At 73.8% G+C, this 20,813-nt stretch carries 17 protein-coding genes; 12 read left to right on the top strand and 5 right to left on the bottom strand.

Going from position 1 to position 20,813, the window contains the following annotated elements:
* Positions 1 to 51: 51 nt before the first annotated feature.
* From rosag_RS10265 to rosag_RS10245, 5 genes are all read right to left on the bottom strand, one after another.
* Positions 52 to 1,791, bottom strand: coding sequence for a hypothetical protein (locus tag rosag_RS10265; protein ID WP_284350019.1), 1,740 nt, complete (start codon positions 1,789 to 1,791; stop codon positions 52 to 54).
* Positions 1,792 to 2,103: 312 nt separating this feature from the next.
* Entirely contained in the window at positions 2,104 to 4,335 is a 2,232-nt protein-coding gene (locus tag rosag_RS10260; RefSeq protein ID WP_284350018.1) for a glutamine synthetase III family protein, read from the bottom strand.
* A gap of 207 nt (positions 4,336 to 4,542) precedes the next feature.
* The gene (locus rosag_RS10255; protein WP_284350017.1) at positions 4,543 to 5,121 is read right to left on the bottom strand and encodes a hypothetical protein; all 579 of its coding nucleotides are present in this window, start codon (positions 5,119 to 5,121) and stop codon (positions 4,543 to 4,545) included.
* Positions 5,093 to 5,317, bottom strand: a complete 225-nt coding sequence (locus tag rosag_RS10250; RefSeq protein WP_284350016.1) for a hypothetical protein — start codon at positions 5,315 to 5,317, stop codon at positions 5,093 to 5,095. The genes rosag_RS10255 and rosag_RS10250 overlap by 29 nt, the downstream gene beginning before the upstream one ends.
* A gap of 154 nt (positions 5,318 to 5,471) precedes the next feature.
* Positions 5,472 to 6,059 carry a hypothetical protein gene (locus tag rosag_RS10245; RefSeq protein WP_284350015.1) on the bottom strand — a complete coding sequence of 196 codons (588 nt, stop codon included), beginning with the start codon at positions 6,057 to 6,059 and terminating at the stop codon, positions 5,472 to 5,474.
* Positions 6,060 to 6,270: 211 nt separating this feature from the next.
* On the opposite strand from rosag_RS10245, the gene rosag_RS10240 reads away from it, so the two are divergent.
* From rosag_RS10240 to rosag_RS10185, 12 genes are all read left to right on the top strand, one after another.
* The gene (locus rosag_RS10240; RefSeq protein WP_284350014.1) at positions 6,271 to 6,645 is read left to right on the top strand and encodes an SWIM zinc finger family protein; all 375 of its coding nucleotides are present in this window, start codon (positions 6,271 to 6,273) and stop codon (positions 6,643 to 6,645) included.
* Positions 6,646 to 7,013: 368 nt separating this feature from the next.
* On the top strand, positions 7,014 to 8,189 hold the full coding sequence (locus tag rosag_RS10235; protein WP_284350013.1) for a DHHA1 domain-containing protein: 1,176 nt from the start codon (positions 7,014 to 7,016) through the stop codon (positions 8,187 to 8,189).
* A 212-nt stretch (positions 8,190 to 8,401) separates the two neighbouring features.
* Positions 8,402 to 8,941, top strand: coding sequence for a type II TA system antitoxin MqsA family protein (locus rosag_RS10230; RefSeq protein WP_284350012.1), 540 nt, complete (start codon positions 8,402 to 8,404; stop codon positions 8,939 to 8,941).
* 188 nt (positions 8,942 to 9,129) lie between these two features.
* Positions 9,130 to 9,594, top strand: coding sequence for a hypothetical protein (locus rosag_RS10225; protein ID WP_284350011.1), 465 nt, complete (start codon positions 9,130 to 9,132; stop codon positions 9,592 to 9,594).
* A gap of 136 nt (positions 9,595 to 9,730) precedes the next feature.
* Positions 9,731 to 11,308, top strand: coding sequence for a glycogen synthase (locus rosag_RS10220; RefSeq protein ID WP_284350010.1), 1,578 nt, complete (start codon positions 9,731 to 9,733; stop codon positions 11,306 to 11,308).
* A gap of 13 nt (positions 11,309 to 11,321) precedes the next feature.
* On the top strand, positions 11,322 to 13,502 hold the full coding sequence (locus rosag_RS10215; protein WP_284350009.1) for a DUF3536 domain-containing protein: 2,181 nt from the start codon (positions 11,322 to 11,324) through the stop codon (positions 13,500 to 13,502).
* 207 nt (positions 13,503 to 13,709) lie between these two features.
* On the top strand, positions 13,710 to 14,936 hold the full coding sequence (locus tag rosag_RS10210; RefSeq protein WP_284350007.1) for an ATP-grasp domain-containing protein: 1,227 nt from the start codon (positions 13,710 to 13,712) through the stop codon (positions 14,934 to 14,936).
* Between the two features lie 201 nt (positions 14,937 to 15,137).
* Complete coding sequence (locus tag rosag_RS10205; RefSeq protein WP_284350006.1) at positions 15,138 to 16,367, top strand: ATP-grasp domain-containing protein; 1,230 nt, start codon at positions 15,138 to 15,140, stop codon at positions 16,365 to 16,367.
* Complete coding sequence (locus rosag_RS10200; RefSeq protein ID WP_284350005.1) at positions 16,364 to 17,230, top strand: alpha/beta hydrolase; 867 nt, start codon at positions 16,364 to 16,366, stop codon at positions 17,228 to 17,230. Before rosag_RS10205 ends, rosag_RS10200 begins: the two co-directional genes overlap by 4 nt.
* Positions 17,231 to 17,953, top strand: a complete 723-nt coding sequence (locus tag rosag_RS10195; protein ID WP_284350004.1) for an esterase family protein — start codon at positions 17,231 to 17,233, stop codon at positions 17,951 to 17,953.
* Between the two features lie 17 nt (positions 17,954 to 17,970).
* Positions 17,971 to 19,311, top strand: coding sequence for an ATP-grasp domain-containing protein (locus rosag_RS10190; RefSeq protein ID WP_284350003.1), 1,341 nt, complete (start codon positions 17,971 to 17,973; stop codon positions 19,309 to 19,311).
* Positions 19,308 to 20,702 carry an ATP-grasp domain-containing protein gene (locus rosag_RS10185; RefSeq protein ID WP_284350002.1) on the top strand — a complete coding sequence of 465 codons (1,395 nt, stop codon included), beginning with the start codon at positions 19,308 to 19,310 and terminating at the stop codon, positions 20,700 to 20,702. The genes rosag_RS10190 and rosag_RS10185 overlap by 4 nt, the downstream gene beginning before the upstream one ends.
* Positions 20,703 to 20,813 lie beyond the last annotated feature (111 nt).

Here is a 20,813-nt window from a genome sequence, read left to right as displayed (position 1 = left end):
TGGGCGGGCGCCCGGAGGCGCCCGCCCATCGTGTCGTTCAGAGGGCAGCCCTCAGGGGTTGCCGGTCGTCGTCGTGCCGGCCGCGGTGACCGTCACGCTCATGTTGAGCGGCGGGATCACGCCGCGCTCCGTGGCGCCGGTCAGCTGGAATGCGTAGACGCCCGGCAGCGCGGTGGCGTCGGCGGTGATGGTCAGCGTCACCGTGCCCTCGGCCGTCGTGTTGCGGTCGAGCGTGACCGTGATGCCGCGCGCGACGTTGGTGACGTTCAGGTACGCCGTCGGCGCGATGATCGAGATGCGCTGCACCGTGACGGTGGCCGTCGTCGTGCCGCCGGCGCGCACGGTGAGCGGGGTCGTCGGGCCGACGAACTGGAAGCCGAACGACGGGTTGTTGCGCACGACCGTGACGTTGAATGTCGTCGTCAGCGTGCGGCCCCCGGTGGTGGTCGCCGTGACCGTGACCGGGTAGACGCCCGCCTCGAGGTCGCCCGACGCGGTGATGCCGACGTTCACCACCTCGGCGCCGTTGCGCGTGGCCGGGCTGACGCTGACGTCGAAGCCGGAGACCGTGGACGTGCTGGAGAAGGCGATCGGATCGGTGAAGCCGGCCGTGCGGTTGATCGGCAGCGTGATGACGTTCGTCGCGCTGGCGAGCACCACCGGGTTGCCGACGAAGAGCGGGCTGCCGAAGGTGAAGCCCACGCCCGCCGCCGCGACCGTCAGGTTCACGGTGGTCGTCTGCGCGGCCAGGCCCGGCGTCACGGCGCTGACCGTGATCGGGTAGGTGCCCGCGGCCAGCGTGGCCGGCAGCGTGACGCGCAGCGTGACCGTCGTGTCGGTGGTGCCGACGCGCGCCGTGGAGTCGAACGTCAGCGTCACGCCGGCGGGCGCGCCCGTGGCCGTGAACGCCACGCGCGAGCCGAAGCCGCCCGTGCGCGCGACGCGGATCGGGATGCTGACGGTGGTGCCGGCGGTCGCGCTGGTGGCGGTCGTCGGGCCGGCGACGGTGAACGTGCCGACCGGCGAGACGGTGAGCGGGAGCGCGAGCGTCTGGGCGGTCACGCCCGTGCCGGTGCCGCGCAGCGTGACGGTGTAGTTGCCCGGGGTCGCGCCGGAGGCGGCCGCGATGTTGAGCGTCACCGTGTCGCCGACGGTCGCGCCCTGCGTGATGGTGACGTTGGCGGGACGGCCGGCGCTGTCGGCGGTGAACGTCACCGGGCCCGTGAAGCCGCCCGTGCGGCGCACGACGACGCGCACGGTGCCCGACTGGCCGACGACGACGGTCGAGCCGGTCGTCGTGCCCGCGAAGCCGAGCGTGAACGCGCCGCCCGTCGGCGCGGCCGTGACGACGACGCCCAGCAGCAGCGTCTGCGTCGTGACGCCGGTGCCGCTGGCGGTGATGCGCACGCTGGCGGGCGTGGTGCTGACGGTCGCGGTCGTGTCGACCGTGATGGTGACCGCGCGCGCGGCGGTGTCGCCGGCGGCGATGGTCGCGTTGGCGATGGTGGCGCGGATGCCGCGCGCGCTGCCCGTGGTGTCGACGGCGAGCGTCACCGCGCCGGTGAAGCCGGAGATGCGGGCGACGCGCACGTTGACGGTGGCCGACGCGCCGCGCGCGATGGAGACGGGATTGGAGTCGGCGCCGATCGCGATGCCGGGCACGACGGCAGCGGACGGCGCGTCGGACGGCGTGCGCGGATCGGTGACTCCAGCGCTGCGGTCGCCGCAGGCGGCCGCGCCGGCGACGGCGAGCACCGCCAGCGACCGAGCCCAACGAACGGGCAGAGGCATACCAGGTTCCTCACGTACGGGTGGCGCCGACGGGCACGCACGGGACCGTGCACCACGCGCCGCGCGCGACGCCGCGCGCGACCGCCTGCCGGCAGGGGACGAGACTCGCCCGGGCCATCGGCGGCGTCCTGCGTCGTCGCGCATGACGCTGCACACCGCGCGTGGCTCGGGGCGCCGGGCCTTCGCAAATCGGGAGCCGCCGCATCGTGCACGCATCGAACAGTTGGCATGAAACCGTGTTCAGGAAACGTCGAAGGCGGGCTCCGGTGTTCGGAGCCCGCCTTCCCGTTCGTGCCGGGTTCGTCCGTACGATCAGACCGCGAACAGCATCTCGCGGTACTTCGGCAGCGGCCACTGGTCGTCCGGCACCAGCAGCTCCAGCGCGTCGCTCGCCGCGCGCACCGCCGCCATCGCGTCGGCGCCCTCGCCCGTCAGCAGGCGCGCGCACGCGCTCGGATCCCCGTGCGAGTGCTCCGCCCGATCGATCACGGCCAGCAGCGTCGTGCGCGCCGCGTCGAGCTCGCCCAGCACCTTCCCCACGCGCTCGGCCGCCGCGACCTGCGGCACCTGCGCGATCCCCGCCGCCTTCGCGTGCGCCGCGCCCTGCGCCAGCGCGTTCGCGTAGCCGTAGCCCGCCGGCAGCACGATCGTGTCGAGCATCTGCGCCAGCGTGTGCAGCTCGATCAGCATGTCCTTCACGTAGCGCTCGACGCGCACGTGGTAGCGGCTCTCCAGCTCCGCGTCGCTGAGGATGCCGAGGCTGCGGAAGAGCGCCTGCACCGCCGGCGCCTCCAGCTCCTTCAGCGCCTCGGGCGTGCGGCGCAGGTTCTTCAGCCCGCGCCCCTCGGCCTCGGTCACCCACTCGTCCGAGTAGCCGTTGCCCTCGAAGCGGATCGTGCTCGACGCCTTGAACGACTCGCGCACCACGTTCATCACCGCGTCGTCCACCGGCTTCGTCTTCGCCAGCTCCGCGCGCAGCTTGCCCGTCAGGTCCTCGATCGCCTCGGCCACCGCGGCGTTGAGCAGCATCACCGGGAAGGCGATGCTCTGCGACGAGCCCACCGCGCGGAACTCGAACTTGTTGCCCGTGAACGCGAACGGCGACGTGCGGTTGCGGTCCGTGTTGTCCTTCTCGATCTCCGGCAGCTTGGCGACGCCGAGCTGGATCAGCTCCTGCGCGGCGTGCTGCTGGCCGGCCTTGGAGCCGGCGATGTCCTCGATCATCTGCGTCAGCGTCCGACCCATGAACACCGAGATGATCGCCGGCGGCGCCTCGTTGGCGCCGAGGCGGTGCTCGTTGCCCGCGGTCGCGATGCCGGCGCGCAGCAGCCCCTGGTGCTTGTGCACGGCCTGCAGCACCGCCGCCAGGAAGATCAGGAAGCGGACGTTCTGGTGCGGCGTCTTGCCGGGCTTCAGCAGGTTGAAGCCGTCGATCTCCGCGTTGTCGGCGGCGATCGAGAGCGACCAGTTGCAGTGCTTGCCGCTGCCGTTGATGCCGGCGAACGGCTTCTCGTGCAGGACGGCCTGCAGCCCGTGGCGCAGCGCGACCTTCCGCAGCACCGCCATCACGAGCTGGTTGTGGTCCGTCGCGAGGTCCGTCTCGGTGAAGCGCGGCGCCATCTCGAACTGCGACGGCGCGACCTCGTTGTGCCGCGTCACGATCGGCACGCCGAGCTTGTACAGCTCGTGCTCGACCTCGGCGATGCAGGCCTGGATGCGCTCCGGGATCCCGCCGAAGTAGTGGTCCTCGAGCTGCTGCCCGCGCGGCGGCGGCGCGCCGATCAGCGTGCGGCCCGCCATCACGAGGTCGGGGCGCAGCGCGAACTGCACGCGGTCGACGAGGAAGTACTCCTGCTCGGCGCCGAGCGTCGTGATCACGCGCTGGATGCCCGTGTCGCCCATCAGCTCGAGCAGCGCGATCGCCTTCTCGGAGAGGACGTCCGAGCTGCGGAGCAGCGGCGTCATCTCGTCCAGCGCCTCGCCGTTGTAGCCGATGAAGACGGACGGGATGCAGAGCGTGCGCGTCCCCGGGCCCTCGACGATGAACACCGGGCTGGCCGGGTTCCACGCCGTGTAGCCGCGCGCCTCCCACGTCGCGCGGAGGCCGCCCGACGGGAAGCTCGACGCGTCCGGCTCGCTCTGGATCAGCTGCGCGGCGCTGAAGCTCTCGATCGGCTGCCCCTCGTCGTCGAACGAGAGGAAGGCGTCGTGCTTCTCGGCCGTGAGCCCGGTCTGCGGCTGGAACCAGTGCGTGAAGTGCGTCACCCCGCGCGACAGCGCCCACGCCTGGATCGCCTCGGCCACCGCGGGCGCGATGTCGGCGTCGAGCTTCTTGCCCAGCCGGATCGTGGCCTGGAGCTTCTGGAACACCTTCTTCGGCAGCTTGTCGCGCATCTGGCGCGCGCCGAAGGTGTTCACGCCGAAGTACTGCGAGGTGTGCGCGGGCGCCTGGTGGTCGCCGTTCAGGGCGGCGCGGACGGTGGGCCGGGCAGAGGCGAGCTCGCGCAGCGCGACCTTGCGCGGCGTGACGGGGGTCGAAGCCATCGGGAACGGACTCCGGGAGCAGGTGGGCGGCGGGAACAGCGCTGCCGGGGGGACGGCCCGGCCGCTGTGCGCGTAACGTACCAATTCCCGTGCAAGAAATGCAATCCTGAGCTCGCATTCCGCACGATCCTCTGGTCGAGCGTGCCATTCAGGGGCGTCCGAGTGCAGAAAATGCACGAACTTCGGGACGCTCAGCGCCGCTGGGGCTCAGTGGGACGCCGACGGGGGTAGCGGCTGGGCCACTGCCGGGCCCTCCGGCTGGGGCGGGCCCGCCTCCAGCGCCAGCTGGACGCGCTCCACCTGCCGCGCGTTCTCCGACAGGAGCACGGCGATCAAGTTGCCCGAGTGCACGAGCGTCGCCGGCGCCGGCCAGGCGTAGCTGCCCCCGCGCGGCGCCACCCGGATGGGGTCGAGCGCCTGCGCTTCGCGGTCGGCCTGCGCCACGCTGTCGTACAGGAAGACGCGGAGGTCCACCTTCGACACCGTCCAGCTGGCCCCGGCGGGCGTCAGGAAGGGGACGCGCGTCGTGTCCGGGAGCTGGTGGGGGATGAGCCCCGCGTCCGTGAGCCGCTTGGTGATGCTGCAGGTCCGCCACCGGCCGTCCTTGGGACAGTCGGACGCGGGCGGGGCGCCCGGCGGCGGGGCCAGCGTCGCCGCGATGGCGGCCGAGTCGGCCCGCGCCTTCTCGCGGTCGGCGCAGCCGGCGAGGGTGGAGAGCGCGGCGACCAGGGCCAGCGCCGCCGCGCGGGAGCGGGCGTCAGCCGCCGACGTCGAGGGCGGGGCCATCCGGGCCGCGCCGGTGGCTGCCGGGCTCCTCGGTGTAGGCGTCGGGCGAGCGGGCATGGGCGGGCGAGTCGGAGAGGTCGTGCGCCGGGTCCGCCGGGTGCGGCTCGGAGTCGGCGGCGGTCGGTCGGTGGGCGCGCGTCTGGGCGGACGCGGGGTCCGCCGGCACGGGGTCCGGCGTGGACGGTTGCGGGTGCATCGCGGGCCTCCGGAGGTGGCGCGCGACCGCCAGGCGCGCCGAAGAGTAACGGGACCGGCGCGCGGAGCGGCCGCGCGGCCGGAGGACGGGGTGGGGACGTGCGAAGGGCGGGCCACCGTGAGGCGGCCCGCCCTTCCGTATCCATGCCGTCCGCTCAGAAGCTGACGTAGAGGCCGCCCTCGGCCAGGAAGTGCAGGCGCGTGTCGCCGTCCGAGAAGACCACCGGCAGCCGCAGGTCGCCGCGGAAGCCGATCCCGCTGAACAGCGGGATGCGCGTGCCGGCGGCGGGGATGATCGTGAAGTCCGTCGTCGTGACGTCGCCGCCGCTCGCCTGCTCGGCCTTGCTGCGCAGGACGCCGGCACCCAGGGAGACGAAGGGGTCGAGGCGACCGGCCGCGATCGCCGTCGGGAAGAGCGCCACGTCCACCTCGACGCCGAGGTTCTGGGTCGAGACCCGGTCCTGCTCGGCGGTGAAGGTCGCGTAGGCGCCGACGCTGGCGCGGTTGAAGAAGCTCCGCGCGACCGCGGCCGGCGTGCTGCGGTTGAACATCGCGCGAACGCCGTAGCCACCGACGCTCGCCCGGTCGAGGTCCCCGCCGCGGTCGAGCCAGTAGTTGGCCAGGTAGCCCTCGACGGTGAAACGGTACGGCTGCACCCCGGTCGGGGTCTCCTGGGCGGACGCGGAAACGGCGCCGGCCACGAGGGCGGCGCCAGCGAGGGCGAGACGACGAATCGTGCGCATGGATCGGGCTCCTCTCGGGCCAGGGGCGGCCGGGGACGGGACGCCCCGCGGGCCGGCGTGCCCGGCGGGGCCTTGCACCCCTCGTGCCCCGGCTGTGCCGGACCCGCCGGAGCGCGAACCTGGCCGGGGACGGGGGGTATCAACGACACGAAAACGCTTGACCGGATTGGACTTGAGAGAAGGGATACGGATGATGAATGCCTGGATGAACGTGCCCGTCCTGCCCCCCGTTCCGGGGGAGACCCGCGCCGTGCCGGCGCTGATGTTCGACCTCGCCGCCGCGGGCGGACTGGACCTCGACCGCCTGGAGCGCGCGCTGGAGCTGGCGGCCGAGCGGGTGGGGCAGGGCCGCTACCGCGTGAAGGGCGGCGCCCACGAGCACTGGGTGGACCTGTGGAGCGCCGCGCACCCGCGCTGCGACTGCGGCGACCACCTGTGGCGCGAGGCGCTGTGTAAGCACATCCTCGCGGCGCTGCTGCGCGAGGGCGACCCGCGCGTCGTCGCGGGCGTGGGGCAGGTGATGCAGCGGCTGCGCGAGCGCGTCGCCTCCGTCACCGCGGTTCGCTCCCCGAAGCGGGCGGCCTGACCCCGGCTGCGGGCTGCGGGTCTGAACGACGACTGCAAGAAGACCGGATGAACCAGGAGGCTCCGCGCGGCGCGACGTTCGATGCGCCGGTGCGGAGCCTCTTCGTCATCCTGGCTTGTCGTTGTTCGGGCCCTGTGCGCGCCGGACACTCATGGCTCTTGGTGAGGATGCGGATGCTTCGGATGATGGCGGATGCTTCGGATCGCTCCGTGTGGCGGCGACGCTCCGTGCGTCCGCGCGGAGCGATCCGAACGATCCGTTCCGATCCGGAGCATCCGTATCCTCCCCAACGGCGAACGGCTCGGGTGCGTCGATGCATTCCGGGGTAAGGATCCGCAGCCCGCACCCCCGCGGCGTAGTTTCGTCGGATGACCACTCGCCTCTACTACACGGACGCCTCGCTGCTCTCGTTCACCGCCCGCGTCGCCGAGCTGGCCGACGACGGGCGGCGCGTGTATCTGGATCGCACGGCCCTCTACCCGACCTCCGGCGGCCAGCCGCACGACCTCGGCGCGCTCGCGGGCGTGCCGGTGGTGGACGTGGTCGACGAGGACGACCGCGTGGCGCACGTGCTGGCCGCGCCGCTGTCGGCCGCGGTGGGGGACGAGGTCGCGGGCACCGTGGACGCCGCCCGTCGCCTCGACCACCGGCAGCAGCACACCGGCCAGCACCTCCTCTCGGCCGTCTTCGCGGACCTGTTCGGCCACGAGACGCTGAGCGTGCACTTCGGCGCCGAGTCGTCGACGCTGGACCTGGGCGCGGAGCGGGTGCCGCGCGAGGCGCTGCTGGCGGCCGAGGCGCGCGCCAACGCGCTCGTCGCGGAGAACCGCCCGGTGCAGGTGACGTTCGAGGACGCGGCGGCGGCCACCGGGCTGCGGAAGCCGAGCGGGCGCACGGGCACCATCCGCATCGTGGAGATCGCGGGCGTGGACCGGAGCGCGTGCGGCGGCACCCATATGGATGCGACGGGCGGCATCGGCGCGGTGCTGCTGCGCCGCGTGGAGCGCGTGCGCCAGGCGACGCGGGTCGAGTTCCTGTGCGGGCTGCGCGCCGTGCGCCGCGCGCGCGCCGACTACGACGCGCTGTCGGCCGTCGCCGCGGGCTTCTCGACCGCGGTGGACGAGGCGCCGGCCGCCGTGCGCGCACAGGGCGAGCAGCTGCGCGCCGCGCGCGACCGCGTCGAACTGCTGGGCGAGTCGCTGGCGGCGCACGAGGCGCGCGCGCACTGGGACGCCGCCGTGCCCGACGCCGACGGCGTGCGCCGCGTGGTGCGGTGGGCCGACGACGGGGCGGGCGTCGAGTCGCTGACGGCGCTCGCGCGCGCGATCACGGCGCTGCCGCGCACGCTGTTCGTGGGCGCGGCGCGCACGCCCGCGGCGGCGCTGCTGGTGGCGACGTCCGCGGACTCGGATCGCGACGCCAACGCGCTGCTGCGCGCGGCGCTGGCGGCGCACGGCGGGCGCGGGGGCGGGTCGGCGCGGCTGGCGCAGGGACGGCTGCCCGACATCGGCGCGCTGGAGCGGGCAGTGGACGCGATTAAGTGAGGGGGAGGACGGAACGGCGGAGGACGATGAGGCGGAGGACGGAAGGGCGTGAGACGAGAAGGCGGACCTTCCACGCTCGAAGCTTCGAGCTCGAAGGGTCCGCTCTTCCGTTTCACGCCGTTCCGTTTCCCGCTGTTCCGTCCTCCGCCTCATCGTCCTCCGCCGTCGTTAGCTTTCGGTGCCCCGTTTTCGCGCCGTCGTCCATCCGCCTCATGTCGGTCACTTCGCTCGACAACCATCTCCACCGCTTCTGCGGCGGCCGCTATCAGCAGGCCGTCGAGACCGTCACCATCCGCCTCAGCGGCATGACCGCGGAGGTCGAGCGCGGGATGTACCGCTGCAGCAAGTGCGGCGACGAGCAGCGCACCGTCGAGCAGCGCGAGGCGGCGGAGAAGGCCGCGCTGGACCACATCCGCAGCACGCACCAGCTGCTCGCCCCGAAGGAGATCCGCCAGCTGCGCGAGTCGCTGGGCCTCACGGCGGCGCAGGTGGGCGAGCTGCTGTACGGCGTGCCGAAGGGCATGGTCGAGGGGTGGGAGCGCGGTCGCTACCTGCAGAACCGCGAGGCCGACGCGCTGCTGCGCTCCCTGCGCGACCGCGCGACGCTGGAGCGCCGCGCCGCGAAGGCCGGCGTCACGCTGCCCGATCCCGATCTGCTGAGTGGCATCCCGGTGAGCGGGAGTCCGGCGACGCCCGCGGCGGAGCCGTCGGCGACCGAGGCCGCGGCCACGGAGACGCCCGCGACCCCCTGACGGCAAGCGGCGCGTCGCGCGCCGCACTGGCACGCGGAAAGCACCCGAGGCTCGCGGGCGCGGACCGGCACCGCGTCCGCTCGCGGGCGGCGACGTGCGACCGCCACCGCCCCCTGAACCTTGCCACGGGCGTGCAGCGCCGCGATGGGAGGGCGGCGCCGGCGGCATGGGCAGGCAGGAGGGTCAGCATGTCCGCGATGAACGGGGCCAGGCGCCGGGGCGCGCCGTGGCCGGTAGTGGTGCTCGGCGCCGCGTGCGCGCTGGGCGTGGGCGCGTGCGGCGGCGCGCGCGCGACGACCGGAGCCGGAGGCGGGCGGGTCGCGCCCGGCGCGCGGTCGATGGCCGAGCTGAGGGCCGGCGAGCTGGCGGTGGTGCGTGACGCGACGTCGGTGTTCAACGCCATCGAGCGCCTGCGGCCGCTGTTCTTCCGGCCGCGCCCGGGACCGAACGCGGTGCACGGCAGCGCTCCCGAGCTCAGCGTCTACATCGACGGCAGCTTCGCCGGCGCGCCCGACGTCCTGCGCTCGCTCGCGGTGCAGGACGTCCAGGTCGTGCGCTTCGTGCAGCCGACGCAGGCGACGACGACGTACGGCACCGCCCGCGCGGCGGACGGCGTGATCGAGGTGACGCTGAAGCGGCTCGCGCGCGAGTAGGCACGAACGGGCGCGAGCAGGCGCGAGCAGGCGCGCGCCGCTCGTGCGCCCGGCACGTGTCGTGTACAATGTCGACAGGCGGCGCGCGCGGTCGGCGTGCGCCCGTCAGCCGCGCCCGTCCTCAAGTCGCCGCCCCATGCCGCTCGCCGCCCCGGAGTCCGCCGCCGCGCCCCCGGAAGCATTCCCCCTGCAGGCGCGCGACGGACGGCCCGTCGGCGTGGTGCACCTCGCCGGCGAGCTCGCGCCCTACGCGCGCACCGGTGGACTCGGCGAGGCCGTGGCGAGCCTCGCCGCGCATCAGGCGGCGTCCGGGCTCTCGACGTCGATCGTCATGCCGCTCTACCGGCAGGCGCGCGCGCGCGTGCCCGAGCTGGTGCCCGTCGGCGATCCGTACGAGGTGCAGGTGGGCTTCCGCCGCGAGCTCGCGCAGCTCTACACGGTGCCCGCGGTGAGCACGCGCGACGGCGCGGAGGAGCGGCGCACGCGCACGCGGCCGCGCCACTACTTCGTCGCCAACGACTACTACTTCGAGCGCGCGGGCATCTACGGCGAGGGGGGCGGCGACTACGGCGACAACGCGCGCCGCTACGCCTTCTTCTGCGCCGCCGCGCTGGCGGCGCTGCCGCGCATCGCCATCGGGCCGCTGGTGCTGCACGCGCACGACTGGCACGCCTCGCTCGCGCCGACGTACCTGCGCACCTGGTACGCGACGCATCCGTACTACCGCGAGGTGTCGACCGTCCTGTCGGTGCACAACGCGGGCTTCCAGGGCCACTTCGATCCCGGCACCGTGCCCGATCTGGGCCTGCCGTGGGAGGTGTTCAACTGGCAGCAGCTGGAGTGGTACGGGAAGCTCAACCTGCTGAAGGGCGGCCTGGCCTTCAGCGACGCGGTCATCACCGTCAGCCCGAACCACGCCACCGAGCTGCGCACGCCCGCGGGCGGCTTCGGCCTCCACGACGCGTTCCGCGCCCTCGGCGACCGCTTCACGGGGATCGTGAACGGGATCGACCAGAACATCTGGGATCCCGAGCGCGATCCGCGCATCGCCGCGCGCTACTCGCGCGACGACCTCTCGGGCAAGCACGAGTGCCGGCTCGCGCTGCAGCGCATGTACCGGCTGCCCGAGCGCCCCGACGTGCCGATCTTCGTCATGAGCGCGCGCCTCGTGTGGCAGAAGGGGCTCGACCTCCTGCTGGCCGACACGGGCTTCTTCGACCTCGACGCGCAGTTCATCTTCCTGGGCGCGGGCGAGCAGCGCTACGAGGACGCGCTGCGCGCGCGCGAGGCCCGCGCGCCCGAGCGCATCCGCGTCGACACGGCGTTCTCGGACGTGAAGGAGCACCAGCTGATCGCCGGCGGCGACGTGCTGCTGATGCCCTGCCAGTACGAGCCGTGCGGGCTGACGCAGATGCGCGCGCAGCGCTACGGCACGCTGCCGCTGGTGCGCGCGGTCGGCGGGCTGGCCGACACGGTGGAGCACGGGGCGACGGGCTTCATCTTCCGCGCGTACGACGCGGGCGCGTTCGTCGCGGGCGTGATCCGCGCGCTGCGCACCTGGCAGGACCGCGCGGCGTGGCAGGCGATGATGCGCGAGGCGATGGCGCGCGACTTCGGGTGGGCGCGCTCCGAGGAGCGCTACCTCGCGGTCTACCGGCGCGTGATGCAGGACGCGGTCGCCGGCGGCGCGCCCGTCGTCGCCCCCACGGCCTGACGCCCGGCCCGCGTTGCGCAGCATCGTCGTCCACCTGCACCTCTACCAGCCGCCGCGCGAGGACCCGTGGCTGGGCGAGATCGAGCGCGAGCCCGAGGCGGCGCCCGACCACGACTGGACCGCGCGCGTGGAGCGCACGAGCTACCGCGCGCTGGCCGCCGCGCGCGTGCTCGACGGCGAGGGGCGCGTGCGCCGCGTGGTCGAGACGTTCGCGCAGGCGAGCTTCGACGCCGCGCCCACGCTGCTGGCGTGGATGGCCGACCAGGCGCCGGCGACCTACGCCGCGCTCGTCGCCGCCGACCGCGCGAGCCGCGCGCGCCTGGGCTTCGGCAACGCGCTCGCGCATCCGTACGACCACGCGATCCTGCCGCTGCTCTCCCGCCGCGACAAGGTGACCGAGGTGCGCTGGGGGATCGCGGACTTCCGCCGCCGCTTCGGCCGCGATCCCGACGGCATGTGGTGCCCCGAGACCGCCGTCGACGACGAGACGCTCGACGTGCTCGCGGAGCACGGGATGCGCTTCACGATCGTCGCGCCGCACCAGCTCACCACGTTGCCGCCCGACGGCCGGCCGGGGCGCTACCGCACCGCGGGCGGACGCGAGATCGCGCTGATGGCGTACGACGACGCGCTGGCGCGCGCGGTGGCGTTCGGGCCGCTGCTGCGCGACGGGCGCGCGTGGGCGCGGCGCATGGCGGGCGACGAGACCGCGGACGCGACGGGTGCAGGCGAGAATGCCGGCGGCGTCGCGAGCGTGGCGACGGTGGCCGAGACGTACGGGCATCACCATCCGTTCGGCGAGATGGCGCTGGCGGCGATGCTGGAGGCCGCGGCCGCGCGCCCGCACGTGCAGGTCGAGAACTTCGCCAGCCTGCTCGCGCGCTGGCCGGCCGCGCACGACGTCGCGCTCGTGGGCCCCAGCTCGTGGAGCTGCCCGCACGGCGTGGAGCGGTGGCGGCGCGACTGCGGCTGCCACGCCGACGCCAGCACGTCGCAGCGCTGGCGCGCGCCGCTGCGCGCCGCGGTGACCGCGCTGCAGCACGCCCTCGACCAGCGCTTCGCGCACGACGGCGCCGCGCTGTTCGGCGAGCGCGGGCTCGATCCCTGGACCGTCCGCGACGCCTACCTGGCCGACGGCGTGGGCGCGGTGCCCGAGACGCGCGACCCGGTGTGGGCGCGCGAGCTGCTGGAGATGGCGCGCGAGTCGCTGCGCCTCAACACCTCCGGCGCGTGGTTCGGCGACCTGCTCGACCGCCCCGAGGTGCGCACGATGCTGCGCCACGCGGCGCGCGCGCTGGCGCTGGGCGGGCCGCATCACGGACCGGCCGCGGAGCGCGCGTTCCTGCAGGCGCTCGACGACGTGCCGCTGGACGACGCGGCGGACGCGAACGCGGGCGGCACCGCGGGTGACCTCTACGTGCGCCACGCGCGCCCCGCGCTGCCGGCCGCCGTGCGCGTGGCCGCCGGCTGGGCCGCGGTGCGCGCCGTCGGCCTCGCGGGCGAGGCGGCGGTGCCCGACGCGTGGCGCGTCGCCGTCGAGGACGACGCGGGCGGCAACCTCGCCGAATCCGTCGTCACCGTCGCCGATCGCCGGCTGGGTGCGACCGCGCGGCTGGCGGTGCGCGTCGACGTGCCCGGCCCCGCCGGCTCGCCGGCCGCGGCGCGCGAGGCGACGGACAACGGCGCCTCCGAGGGCGCGCCCTTCCGCATGGCGGACGTCGATCCGCGCGCGATCACGATCCTCGTGCGCCCCGAGGGCGGCCACGCGCTGGAGGTGCGCGGCATCCCGAGCGGGCTGGCGATCGCGGTGAAGCTCTCGGACGTGCCGGAGCGCGCGCGCCACGCGGTGGAGCTGGCGCTGCGCCGCGCGGTCGTGCACCGGCTGCTCGATCCCGACGAGCGCGCGCTGCTGGCCGCCGGCGAGGCGACGCTGGCCGCGCTGGTGGAGGCGGCGCTCGTGCGCGCGGTGCAGCGGCTGGCGCTCGACGCGTCGCCGGCGGCGCAGGCGCGCGTGCACGGCCTCGCCGACCTGGCCGAGTCGACGGGGAACGGCGTGCCGGCCGACGCGCAGACGATGCTCGCGCGCGTGCGCGGCGTCGTCGGCCTCGAGGTGCGCGAGCGGCTGGCGCCCGTCGCGTGGCGGCTCGGCTTCTCGACGCGCGCCTGGCTCGGCGAGTCCGACGCGACGGCGTGAAGACGTTCTGAGCCGCGTCGGGCGCGGGCCCGGCGCATGCGTCTGTTTGTCCGCGGCCGCGTCGCACGCCCGAGCCCGCATCGCATCCGCCAGACGGCGGCTGTGGCGAACGCCGGACGGGTTACATTGGCCGAAGCAGTCGGTGCGCGGCGCGCGCGGTGAGGGCTGCGTGCGTCGCGGTCGTCCGTCTCTCCCGCGCTCGCTCACGTGCCCACGGTCCTGTTCGCCGCACCGCTCTTCTCCGAATCGGCCTCGCGCATGGTGCGGGCGATCGGCAGCCTGCCCGACGTGCGGCTCGGCGTCATCACGCAGGATCCGGCCGAGCAGGCCGACGACGCGACGCGCCGCGCGCTGCACGCGCACTGGCGCATTGACGACGTGTGCGACCCCGGCCAGCTGCGCTGGGCGATCGACGCGCTCATCCAGCGCCTCGGCCGCCCGGACGTGCTGTTCGGCGCCTACGAGCAGCTGCAGGTCCCGCTGGCGGAGGAGCGCGAGCGGCTCGGCATCCCGGGTCTCAGCAGCGAGGCCGCGCGCAACTTCCGCGACAAGGCGCGCATGAAGGAGGTGCTGCGCGCCGCCGGGCTGCCGTGCGCGCGGCACGGGCTGGCCGGCACGCCCGCGGAGGCGCACGCGTTCGCGCAGGCGACGGGCTTCCCGCTGGTGGTCAAGCCGCCCGCGGGCGCGGGCTCGCAGGCGACCTTCCGCGCCAACGACCCGCACGAGCTGGCGGCCGCGCTCGACGCCGCGCCGCCCTCGCCCGAGCGCCCGGTGCTGCTGGAGGAGTTCGTCGTCGGCGACGAGCACTCGCTGGAGACGATCTCGATCGGCGGGCGCGCGGTGTGGCACTCGCTCACGCGCTACTACCCGAACCCGCTGGAGGTGCTGCGCAACCCGTGGATCCAGTGGTGCGTGGTGCTGCCGCGCGAGGTGGACGACGCGCGCTTCGACGACATCCGCCAGGTGGGCGCGGACGCGCTGCGCGCGCTGGGGATGACGACGGGCCTCTCGCACATGGAGTGGTTCCGCCGCCGCGACGGCTCGGTCGCGATCGGCGAGGTGGGCGCGCGGCCGCCGGGCGCGCAGATCACGACGCTCGTCTCGCGCGCGACCGACACGGACTTCGTGCGCGCGTGGGCGGAGCTGATGGTGTTCGGCACGTTCACGCCGCCGACGCGGAAGTACGCGGCGGGCATCGCCTACCTGCGCGGGCAGGGGAACGGCAGCGGTGTGGTGCGCGCGGTGCACGGTCTCGACCGCCTCTCCGACGCCACGAGGTCGCTCGCCACCGACTGGCAGCTTCCCCCGCTCGGCGCCCCGCCGCGCTCGACGTACGAAGGGGATGGGTGGGTGCTCGTCCGGCACCCTGATACCTCCATCGTCAATCGCGCCCTGCAGGAGATCATCGAGAACGTGAGAGTCGAGGTGAGCTGATGCGGAGGACGGAACGGCGGAGGACGATGAAGCGGAGGACGATGGGGCGCGATACGAAAGGGCGGACCTTCACCTGACGCTTCGAGCTCGCAGCACACGCCTCACTGTCTCACGCCCTTCCGTCCTCCGCTTCATCGTTCTCCGCCGCTCCGTTCTCCGTCGTATCGCGCGACCCCGTTCCGTCCTCCGCTCACTCGATCCATGACCACTGTCCTGTTCCTGGCTCCCGGCTATCCCGACGAGATGCCCCTGTTCGTGCGCGGCCTCGCGCGCGCGGGCGCCCACGTGTACGGCCTCAGCGACGTGGCCGCGCACGAGCTGCCGGAGATGACGCGGCGCCACCTCGACGGCTACCTGCAGTCGTCGCTGCGCGACGAGGCGGGGACCGTGGAGGCGGTGAGGCGGTGGGTCGGGCGGCCGGGCGGGCCGCCGTCGCTCGACCGCGTGATCTGCCTCTGGGAGCCCGGCGTCATCCTCGCCGCGAAGCTGCGCGAGGCGCTCGGCGTGCCGGGGATGGGCGTGGAGCAGGCGCGCAAGTTCCGCGACAAGGACCTGATGAAGCAGGCCGTCGCGCAGGCCGGGCTGCGCGTGCCGTACCACCGCCGCGCCTCCACCGCGCAGGAGGTGCGCGACGCCGTCGAGGCGATCGGCTATCCGGCGATCATCAAGCCGATCGACGGCGCGGGGTCGATGGACACCTTCCGCGTGGACGACGCGAAGGAGCTGGAGCAGGCGCTGGCGCGCATGGAGCACGTGCCCGAGGTGAACGTCGAGGAGTTCATCGACGGCGAGGAGTTCACCTACGACACCATCTGCGCGAACGGGAAGATCCTCTACGAGCACGTGGGCTACTACCGCCCGCGGCCGCTCATCGCGCGGCAGGAGGAGTGGATCTCGCCACAGACGATGTCGCTGCGCGACCTCGACACGCCGTGGGTGAGGGACGGCGTCAAGCTCGGGCACGACGTGCTGCAGGCGCTGGAGTTCGACACCGGCTTCACGCACATGGAGTGGTACCGCAAGAGCAACGGCGAGGTCGTCTTCGGCGAGATCGGCGCGCGGCCGCCCGGCGCGCGCACGGTGGACCTGATGAACTTCAACGGCGACATCGACCTGTTCGCCGGCTACGCCGAGGCGGAGCTGCACGGCACGTTCTCGCAGTCGCAGGAGCGGAAGTACTACGTCGCCAACATCTTCAAGCGCGCGCAGGGGCAGGGGCGCATCCGCCACATCGAGGGGCTGGACGAGCTGCGGCGCCGCTTCGGACCGGCGATCGTGAACGTGGACCTGCTGCCGGTGGGCGCGCCGCGGCGCGACTGGGTGCTGACGCTCATCTCCGACGGCTACGTGACCGTGCGGCACCCCGACAAGGAGACGCTGTTCGCGATCGCGGACGCGGTGGGGACGGACCTGCAGCTCTACGCCGGGTGAGCGCTCGCACGCCCTCGCGCCGCACGCCCGCGCGCGGCACCGTGGCGGTCGCGCGCGCGGCCGCATCGGCCGCGCGGCCGGCGCGCCTGCGCCGCCGCACGGTCGCGCTGCCGGGCAGCCTGGCCGTGCTGCGCGACGTGCGCAGCCCGCAGCTGCACAACCGCCGCGACGTCTACGTGTACCTGCCGCCGTCGTACGGCACGGCGGGCGACCGCCGCTATCCCGTGCTGTACATGCACGACGGGCAGAACCTGTTCGACCCCGCGCTCAGCTTCTCGGGCGCATGGCGCGTGGACCTCGCGATGCAGACCGCGGCGCGCCTCGGCTTCGAGGCGATCGTGGTGGGCGTGTCGAACATGGGCGGGTCGCGGCTGGACGAGTACTCGCCGTTCTTCGACGAGAGCGTGGGCGGCGGCGGCGCGGCCGACCTGTACGTGGACTTCCTGCTGCACACGCTGAAGCCGATGATCGACGCGCAGTTCCGCACGCTGCCGGAGCCCGCGTCCACCGGGATCCTCGGCTCGTCGATGGGCGGGCTGGTGTCGCTGTACGCCTTCTTCCGCGCGCCGCACGCGTTCGGGGCGTGCGGGGTGCTGAGCCCCGCGCTCTGGTTCGGGAAGCGCGCGATCCTCCCGTTCGTGGAGGCGGCGGAGGCGCCGCCGGGGCGCATCTGGCTGGACGTCGGCACGAACGAGGGCGTGCGCACGGTGATGAACGTGCGGCTGCTGCGCGACCTGCTGGTCCGGAAGGGCTACGCGGAGGGCGAGTCGCTGCGCGTGAAGATCGCCGTCGGCGCCGCGCACAACGAGGCGGCGTGGGGCCGCCGGATCAAGAAGGCCATTCCCTTTCTCCTGGGCGCCTGAATGCACTTCGAACGCCATCGCTGGCACAGCCCCAACCTCGGCCGCGAGATGGAGACGCTCGTCTTCGGGCACGCGGGCGCGAAGCTCCTCGTCTTCCCGACGTCGTACGGCACCTGTCACGAGTGGCCGGACCGCCGCATGCACCTCGTGCTGCGCGACCACCTGGAGAACGGGTGGCTGCAGATGTACTGCGTGGACCAGGTGCACACCGACGGCGGCTGGTACACCAAGCAGGCGCACCCCGGCGCGCGCGCCTGGCGGCAGCTGCAGTACGACGCCTACCTGCGCGACGAGGTGGTGCCGCTCAGCTACCACCGGAATCCGAACGACTTCTTCATCACCGCGGGCGCCAGCTTCGGCGCCTACGACGCGATGGTCTTCGGGCTGCGGAACCCGCACATCGTCAAGCGCATCATCGGCATGAGCGGGATGTACGACATCCGCAACCAGACGAACGGCTTCAGCGACGGCACCGTCTACCAGGTGAACCCGTTCGAGTTCATCCCCAACGAGCACGACCCCGAGCGGCTCGCGCTGCTGCGGCAGCAGGACATCATCCTCGCCATCGGGGAGACGGACTACCACATCGAGCAGAACCACGAGTTCTCGGGCATGCTCTGGAACAAGGGCATCGGCAACGCGCTCCGCGTCTGGAAGGGGTTCGCCCACGACTGGCCGTGGTGGGAGCGCATGCTGCGCCTGTACGTGAAGGGCCACGACTGATCCCCGACCCGACATCCATGAGCGACAAGAAGAAGGGCGCCAAGAAGACGGGCGACGCGACCGCTCCCGCGACGCCCGCGGCGCGCGACCGCCGCAAGACGCCGCGCAAGACCGCCGCGGAGTCGCGCGCGTCGGTGGACGCGTCGGCGGCCGAGGCGGTGGTGGCGCTGACGACCGACATGCCGCCGGCGCCGATCGCCGCGCCGAGCCACGACACGCGCGACAGCGCGGGGCTGGAGCCCGCACAGGTGGCGCCCATGGCGCACGCCGCGCACGACGCGATCACGCCGCCGCACGGCGATCCGCTCGCGGGCGTGGTGCCGACGACGCGCACCGTCGCCGAGGAGACGTACGGCGAGAGCACCCTGACGACCGACGCGCCGGCGGTGTCGCGCAACACGCGCACCGCGCGCGTGGGGCTGTTCGTCGGGCGCGAGTGGTCGTTCCCGCCGGCGTTCCTGCAGGCGGTCGAGCGGCGCGACGCGGGCGTGACGGCGGAGCTGGCGAAGATCGGCGCGCCCAAGTTCGAGGAGCCGAGCCCGTACGACCTGTGCATCGACCGCATCTCGCATGAGGTGCCGGTCTACCGCAGCTACCTGAAGCAGGCCGCGCTCACCGGCACGACGGTCGTCAACAACCCGTTCATGTGGACGGCCGACGACAAGTTCTTCGGCGCGTCGCTGGCGCACGCCCTCGGCGTCGCGAGCCCGAAGACGGTCGTGCTGCCGAACCGCGAGTACGTCCCCGGCATCGTGCCGAGCGAGAGCCTGCGCAACATGGAGTACCCGCTCGACTGGCAGGGGATCGCCGACTACGTCGGGATGCCGTGCGTGCTGAAGGACGCGCACGGCGGCGGGTGGAAGGAGGTCTACATCTGCCACTCGCTGCAGGAGCTCATCCACCACTACAACCACTCCGGGCTCCTGACGATGATCGTGCAGGAGTTCATCGAGTTCGAGCACTTCGTGCGCTGCCTGGTGATCGGGCGCGAGGAGGTGCTGCCGATGAAGTACGACCCGAAGAACCGGAAGTACGTGGTGGACCACGCGCACCTGACGGCGGAGCTGGGGACGCGCATCGTGGGCGACGCGCGCAAGCTGTGCCGCGCGCTGGGCTACGACATGAACTCGATGGAGTTCGCGATCCGCGGCGGCGTGCCGTACGCGATCGACTTCATGAACCCCGCGCCCGACATGGACGTCAACTCGCTGACGCCGACGTACTTCGAGTGGGCGGTCGAGACGATGGCCGACATGGCGGTGCGGCTGGCGACCGAGGCGCGCGACGGCGGCCGCGCGACGCGCGAGCCGAGCTGGGGGACGCTGTTCGGCGGCGTCGTGGGGCGGGGCGGCCGGTGAGCCGCCGCGAGGACGTCACCCCGCAGGCGCCCATCGAGGCGTATCACGCCCTGCTCGCCGGCAGCGCCGGCGAGCGGATGGCGGCCGACACGCACGAGGCGCTGGAGGCGCAGCTGGCGCGGCGCGGGCTGGTGTTCGGGGACCGGGCGCTGTGCACCGTGCTGCGCCCGCGCTTCCTCTCGGTGGTGCAGCACCGCGCGCTGGCGCGGCGCACCGAGGGGCTGATGCGCGCGTTCCGCGTCGCGCACCAGGCGGCGATGGCCGATCCCGCGATGCGCGCGCAGTTCCGCATGCTGGAGTGGGAGGAGTCGCTCCTGGGCCACGCCGCCGGGTTCGACGCGCCGAGCCCCACGTCGCGCGTGGACGCGTTCATCGTGGACCCGGCGGGCGACGGCGGCTCGATGGCGCTCACCGAGTACAACGCCGAGACGCCCGCGGGCGCCGCGTACAACGACGCGCTGACCGAGGTGTTCCTGGAGCTGCCGGCGATGCGCGCGTTCGCGCGCGCGTGGCGGGTGGCGCCGATGCCGTCGCGGCACGGCGTGACGGCGGCGCTGCTGGACGCGTGGCAGCAGTTCTCGGGCGGGCGTTCCGCGCCGCGCATCGCGATCCTCGACTGGGACGACGTGCCCACGCGGCGCGAGTTCGTGATGTTCCAGGAGCACTTCCGGGCGCAGGGGCTGGAGTGCGTGATCGGCGACCCGGCGCGGTGCGAGTACGCGGCGGGCGGGCGGCTGACGCTCGACGGCGCGCCGATCGACCTGGTGTACAAGCGCGTGCTGCTGCACGAGCTGGTGGAGCGGCTGGGGCTCGACACGCCGGTGCTGCGCGCGTGGCGCGACCGCGCGGTGTGCCTCGTGAACCCGCCGGCGAGCAAGGTGCTGCACAAGAAGGCGAGCCTCGCCGTGCTGACCGACGAGCGCAACGCGCACCTGTTCGACGCCGAGACGCGCGCGACGATCGCGGCGTGCGTGCCGTGGACGCGGGTGGTGGAGGAGCGGCAGACGGTGAGCGCGGGCGGGCGCGTGGACCTGGTGCCGTGGGTCGTGAAGCACCGCGACCGGTTCGTGCTGAAGCCGAACGACGACTACGGCGGGGCGGGGATCGTGCTGGGGTGGACGGTGGACCAGCAGGCGTGGGAGGCCGCCGTGGCGCGGGCCCTCCGCGAGCCATACGTTGTGCAGGAACGGGTGGCGATCCCGAGCGAGCCGTACCCCGGGTGGGCCGACGGGGGCGTGCAGGTGCTCGACCGGATGATCGACACCGCGCCGTTCGTCACCTACGGCACCGCGGTGGACGGGATGCTGACGCGGCTCTCGACGGCCGCGCTGCTGAACGTGACCGCGGGTGGCGGCTCGCAGGTCCCCGCGTTCGTCGTGGAGCCCCGCTAGGCCGCCCCCGGCACGGGCCGTGCGCCATCCGTTCCTGGGGCGCCGCGGACGTCCAGCGCGCAGCACCGCACCGAGACCGGCCGGGCCACCGGGGCCCGCCACATCCCGCGA

This window comes from Roseisolibacter agri, from assembly GCF_030159095.1.
Lineage (GTDB): Bacteria > Gemmatimonadota > Gemmatimonadetes > Gemmatimonadales > Gemmatimonadaceae > Roseisolibacter > Roseisolibacter agri.
Note: the sequence above shows the minus strand (reverse complement) of the source record. Positions and strands in the feature narration are given on the sequence as shown.

Coding starts and splice junctions, on each gene's coding strand:
- rosag_RS10265 (WP_284350019.1), bottom strand. CDS start 1,791: ATGCCTCTGCCCGTTCGTTGGGCTCGGTCGCTGGCGGTGCTCGCCGTC.
- rosag_RS10260 (WP_284350018.1), bottom strand. CDS start 4,335: ATGGCTTCGACCCCCGTCACGCCGCGCAAGGTCGCGCTGCGCGAGCTC.
- rosag_RS10255 (WP_284350017.1), bottom strand. CDS start 5,121: ATGGCCCCGCCCTCGACGTCGGCGGCTGACGCCCGCTCCCGCGCGGCG.
- rosag_RS10250 (WP_284350016.1), bottom strand. CDS start 5,317: ATGCACCCGCAACCGTCCACGCCGGACCCCGTGCCGGCGGACCCCGCG.
- rosag_RS10245 (WP_284350015.1), bottom strand. CDS start 6,059: ATGCGCACGATTCGTCGTCTCGCCCTCGCTGGCGCCGCCCTCGTGGCC.
- rosag_RS10235 (WP_284350013.1), top strand. CDS start 7,014: ATGACCACTCGCCTCTACTACACGGACGCCTCGCTGCTCTCGTTCACC.
- rosag_RS10230 (WP_284350012.1), top strand. CDS start 8,402: ATGTCGGTCACTTCGCTCGACAACCATCTCCACCGCTTCTGCGGCGGC.
- rosag_RS10225 (WP_284350011.1), top strand. CDS start 9,130: ATGTCCGCGATGAACGGGGCCAGGCGCCGGGGCGCGCCGTGGCCGGTA.
- rosag_RS10220 (WP_284350010.1), top strand. CDS start 9,731: ATGCCGCTCGCCGCCCCGGAGTCCGCCGCCGCGCCCCCGGAAGCATTC.
- rosag_RS10205 (WP_284350006.1), top strand. CDS start 15,138: ATGACCACTGTCCTGTTCCTGGCTCCCGGCTATCCCGACGAGATGCCC.
- rosag_RS10195 (WP_284350004.1), top strand. CDS start 17,231: ATGCACTTCGAACGCCATCGCTGGCACAGCCCCAACCTCGGCCGCGAG.
- rosag_RS10190 (WP_284350003.1), top strand. CDS start 17,971: ATGAGCGACAAGAAGAAGGGCGCCAAGAAGACGGGCGACGCGACCGCT.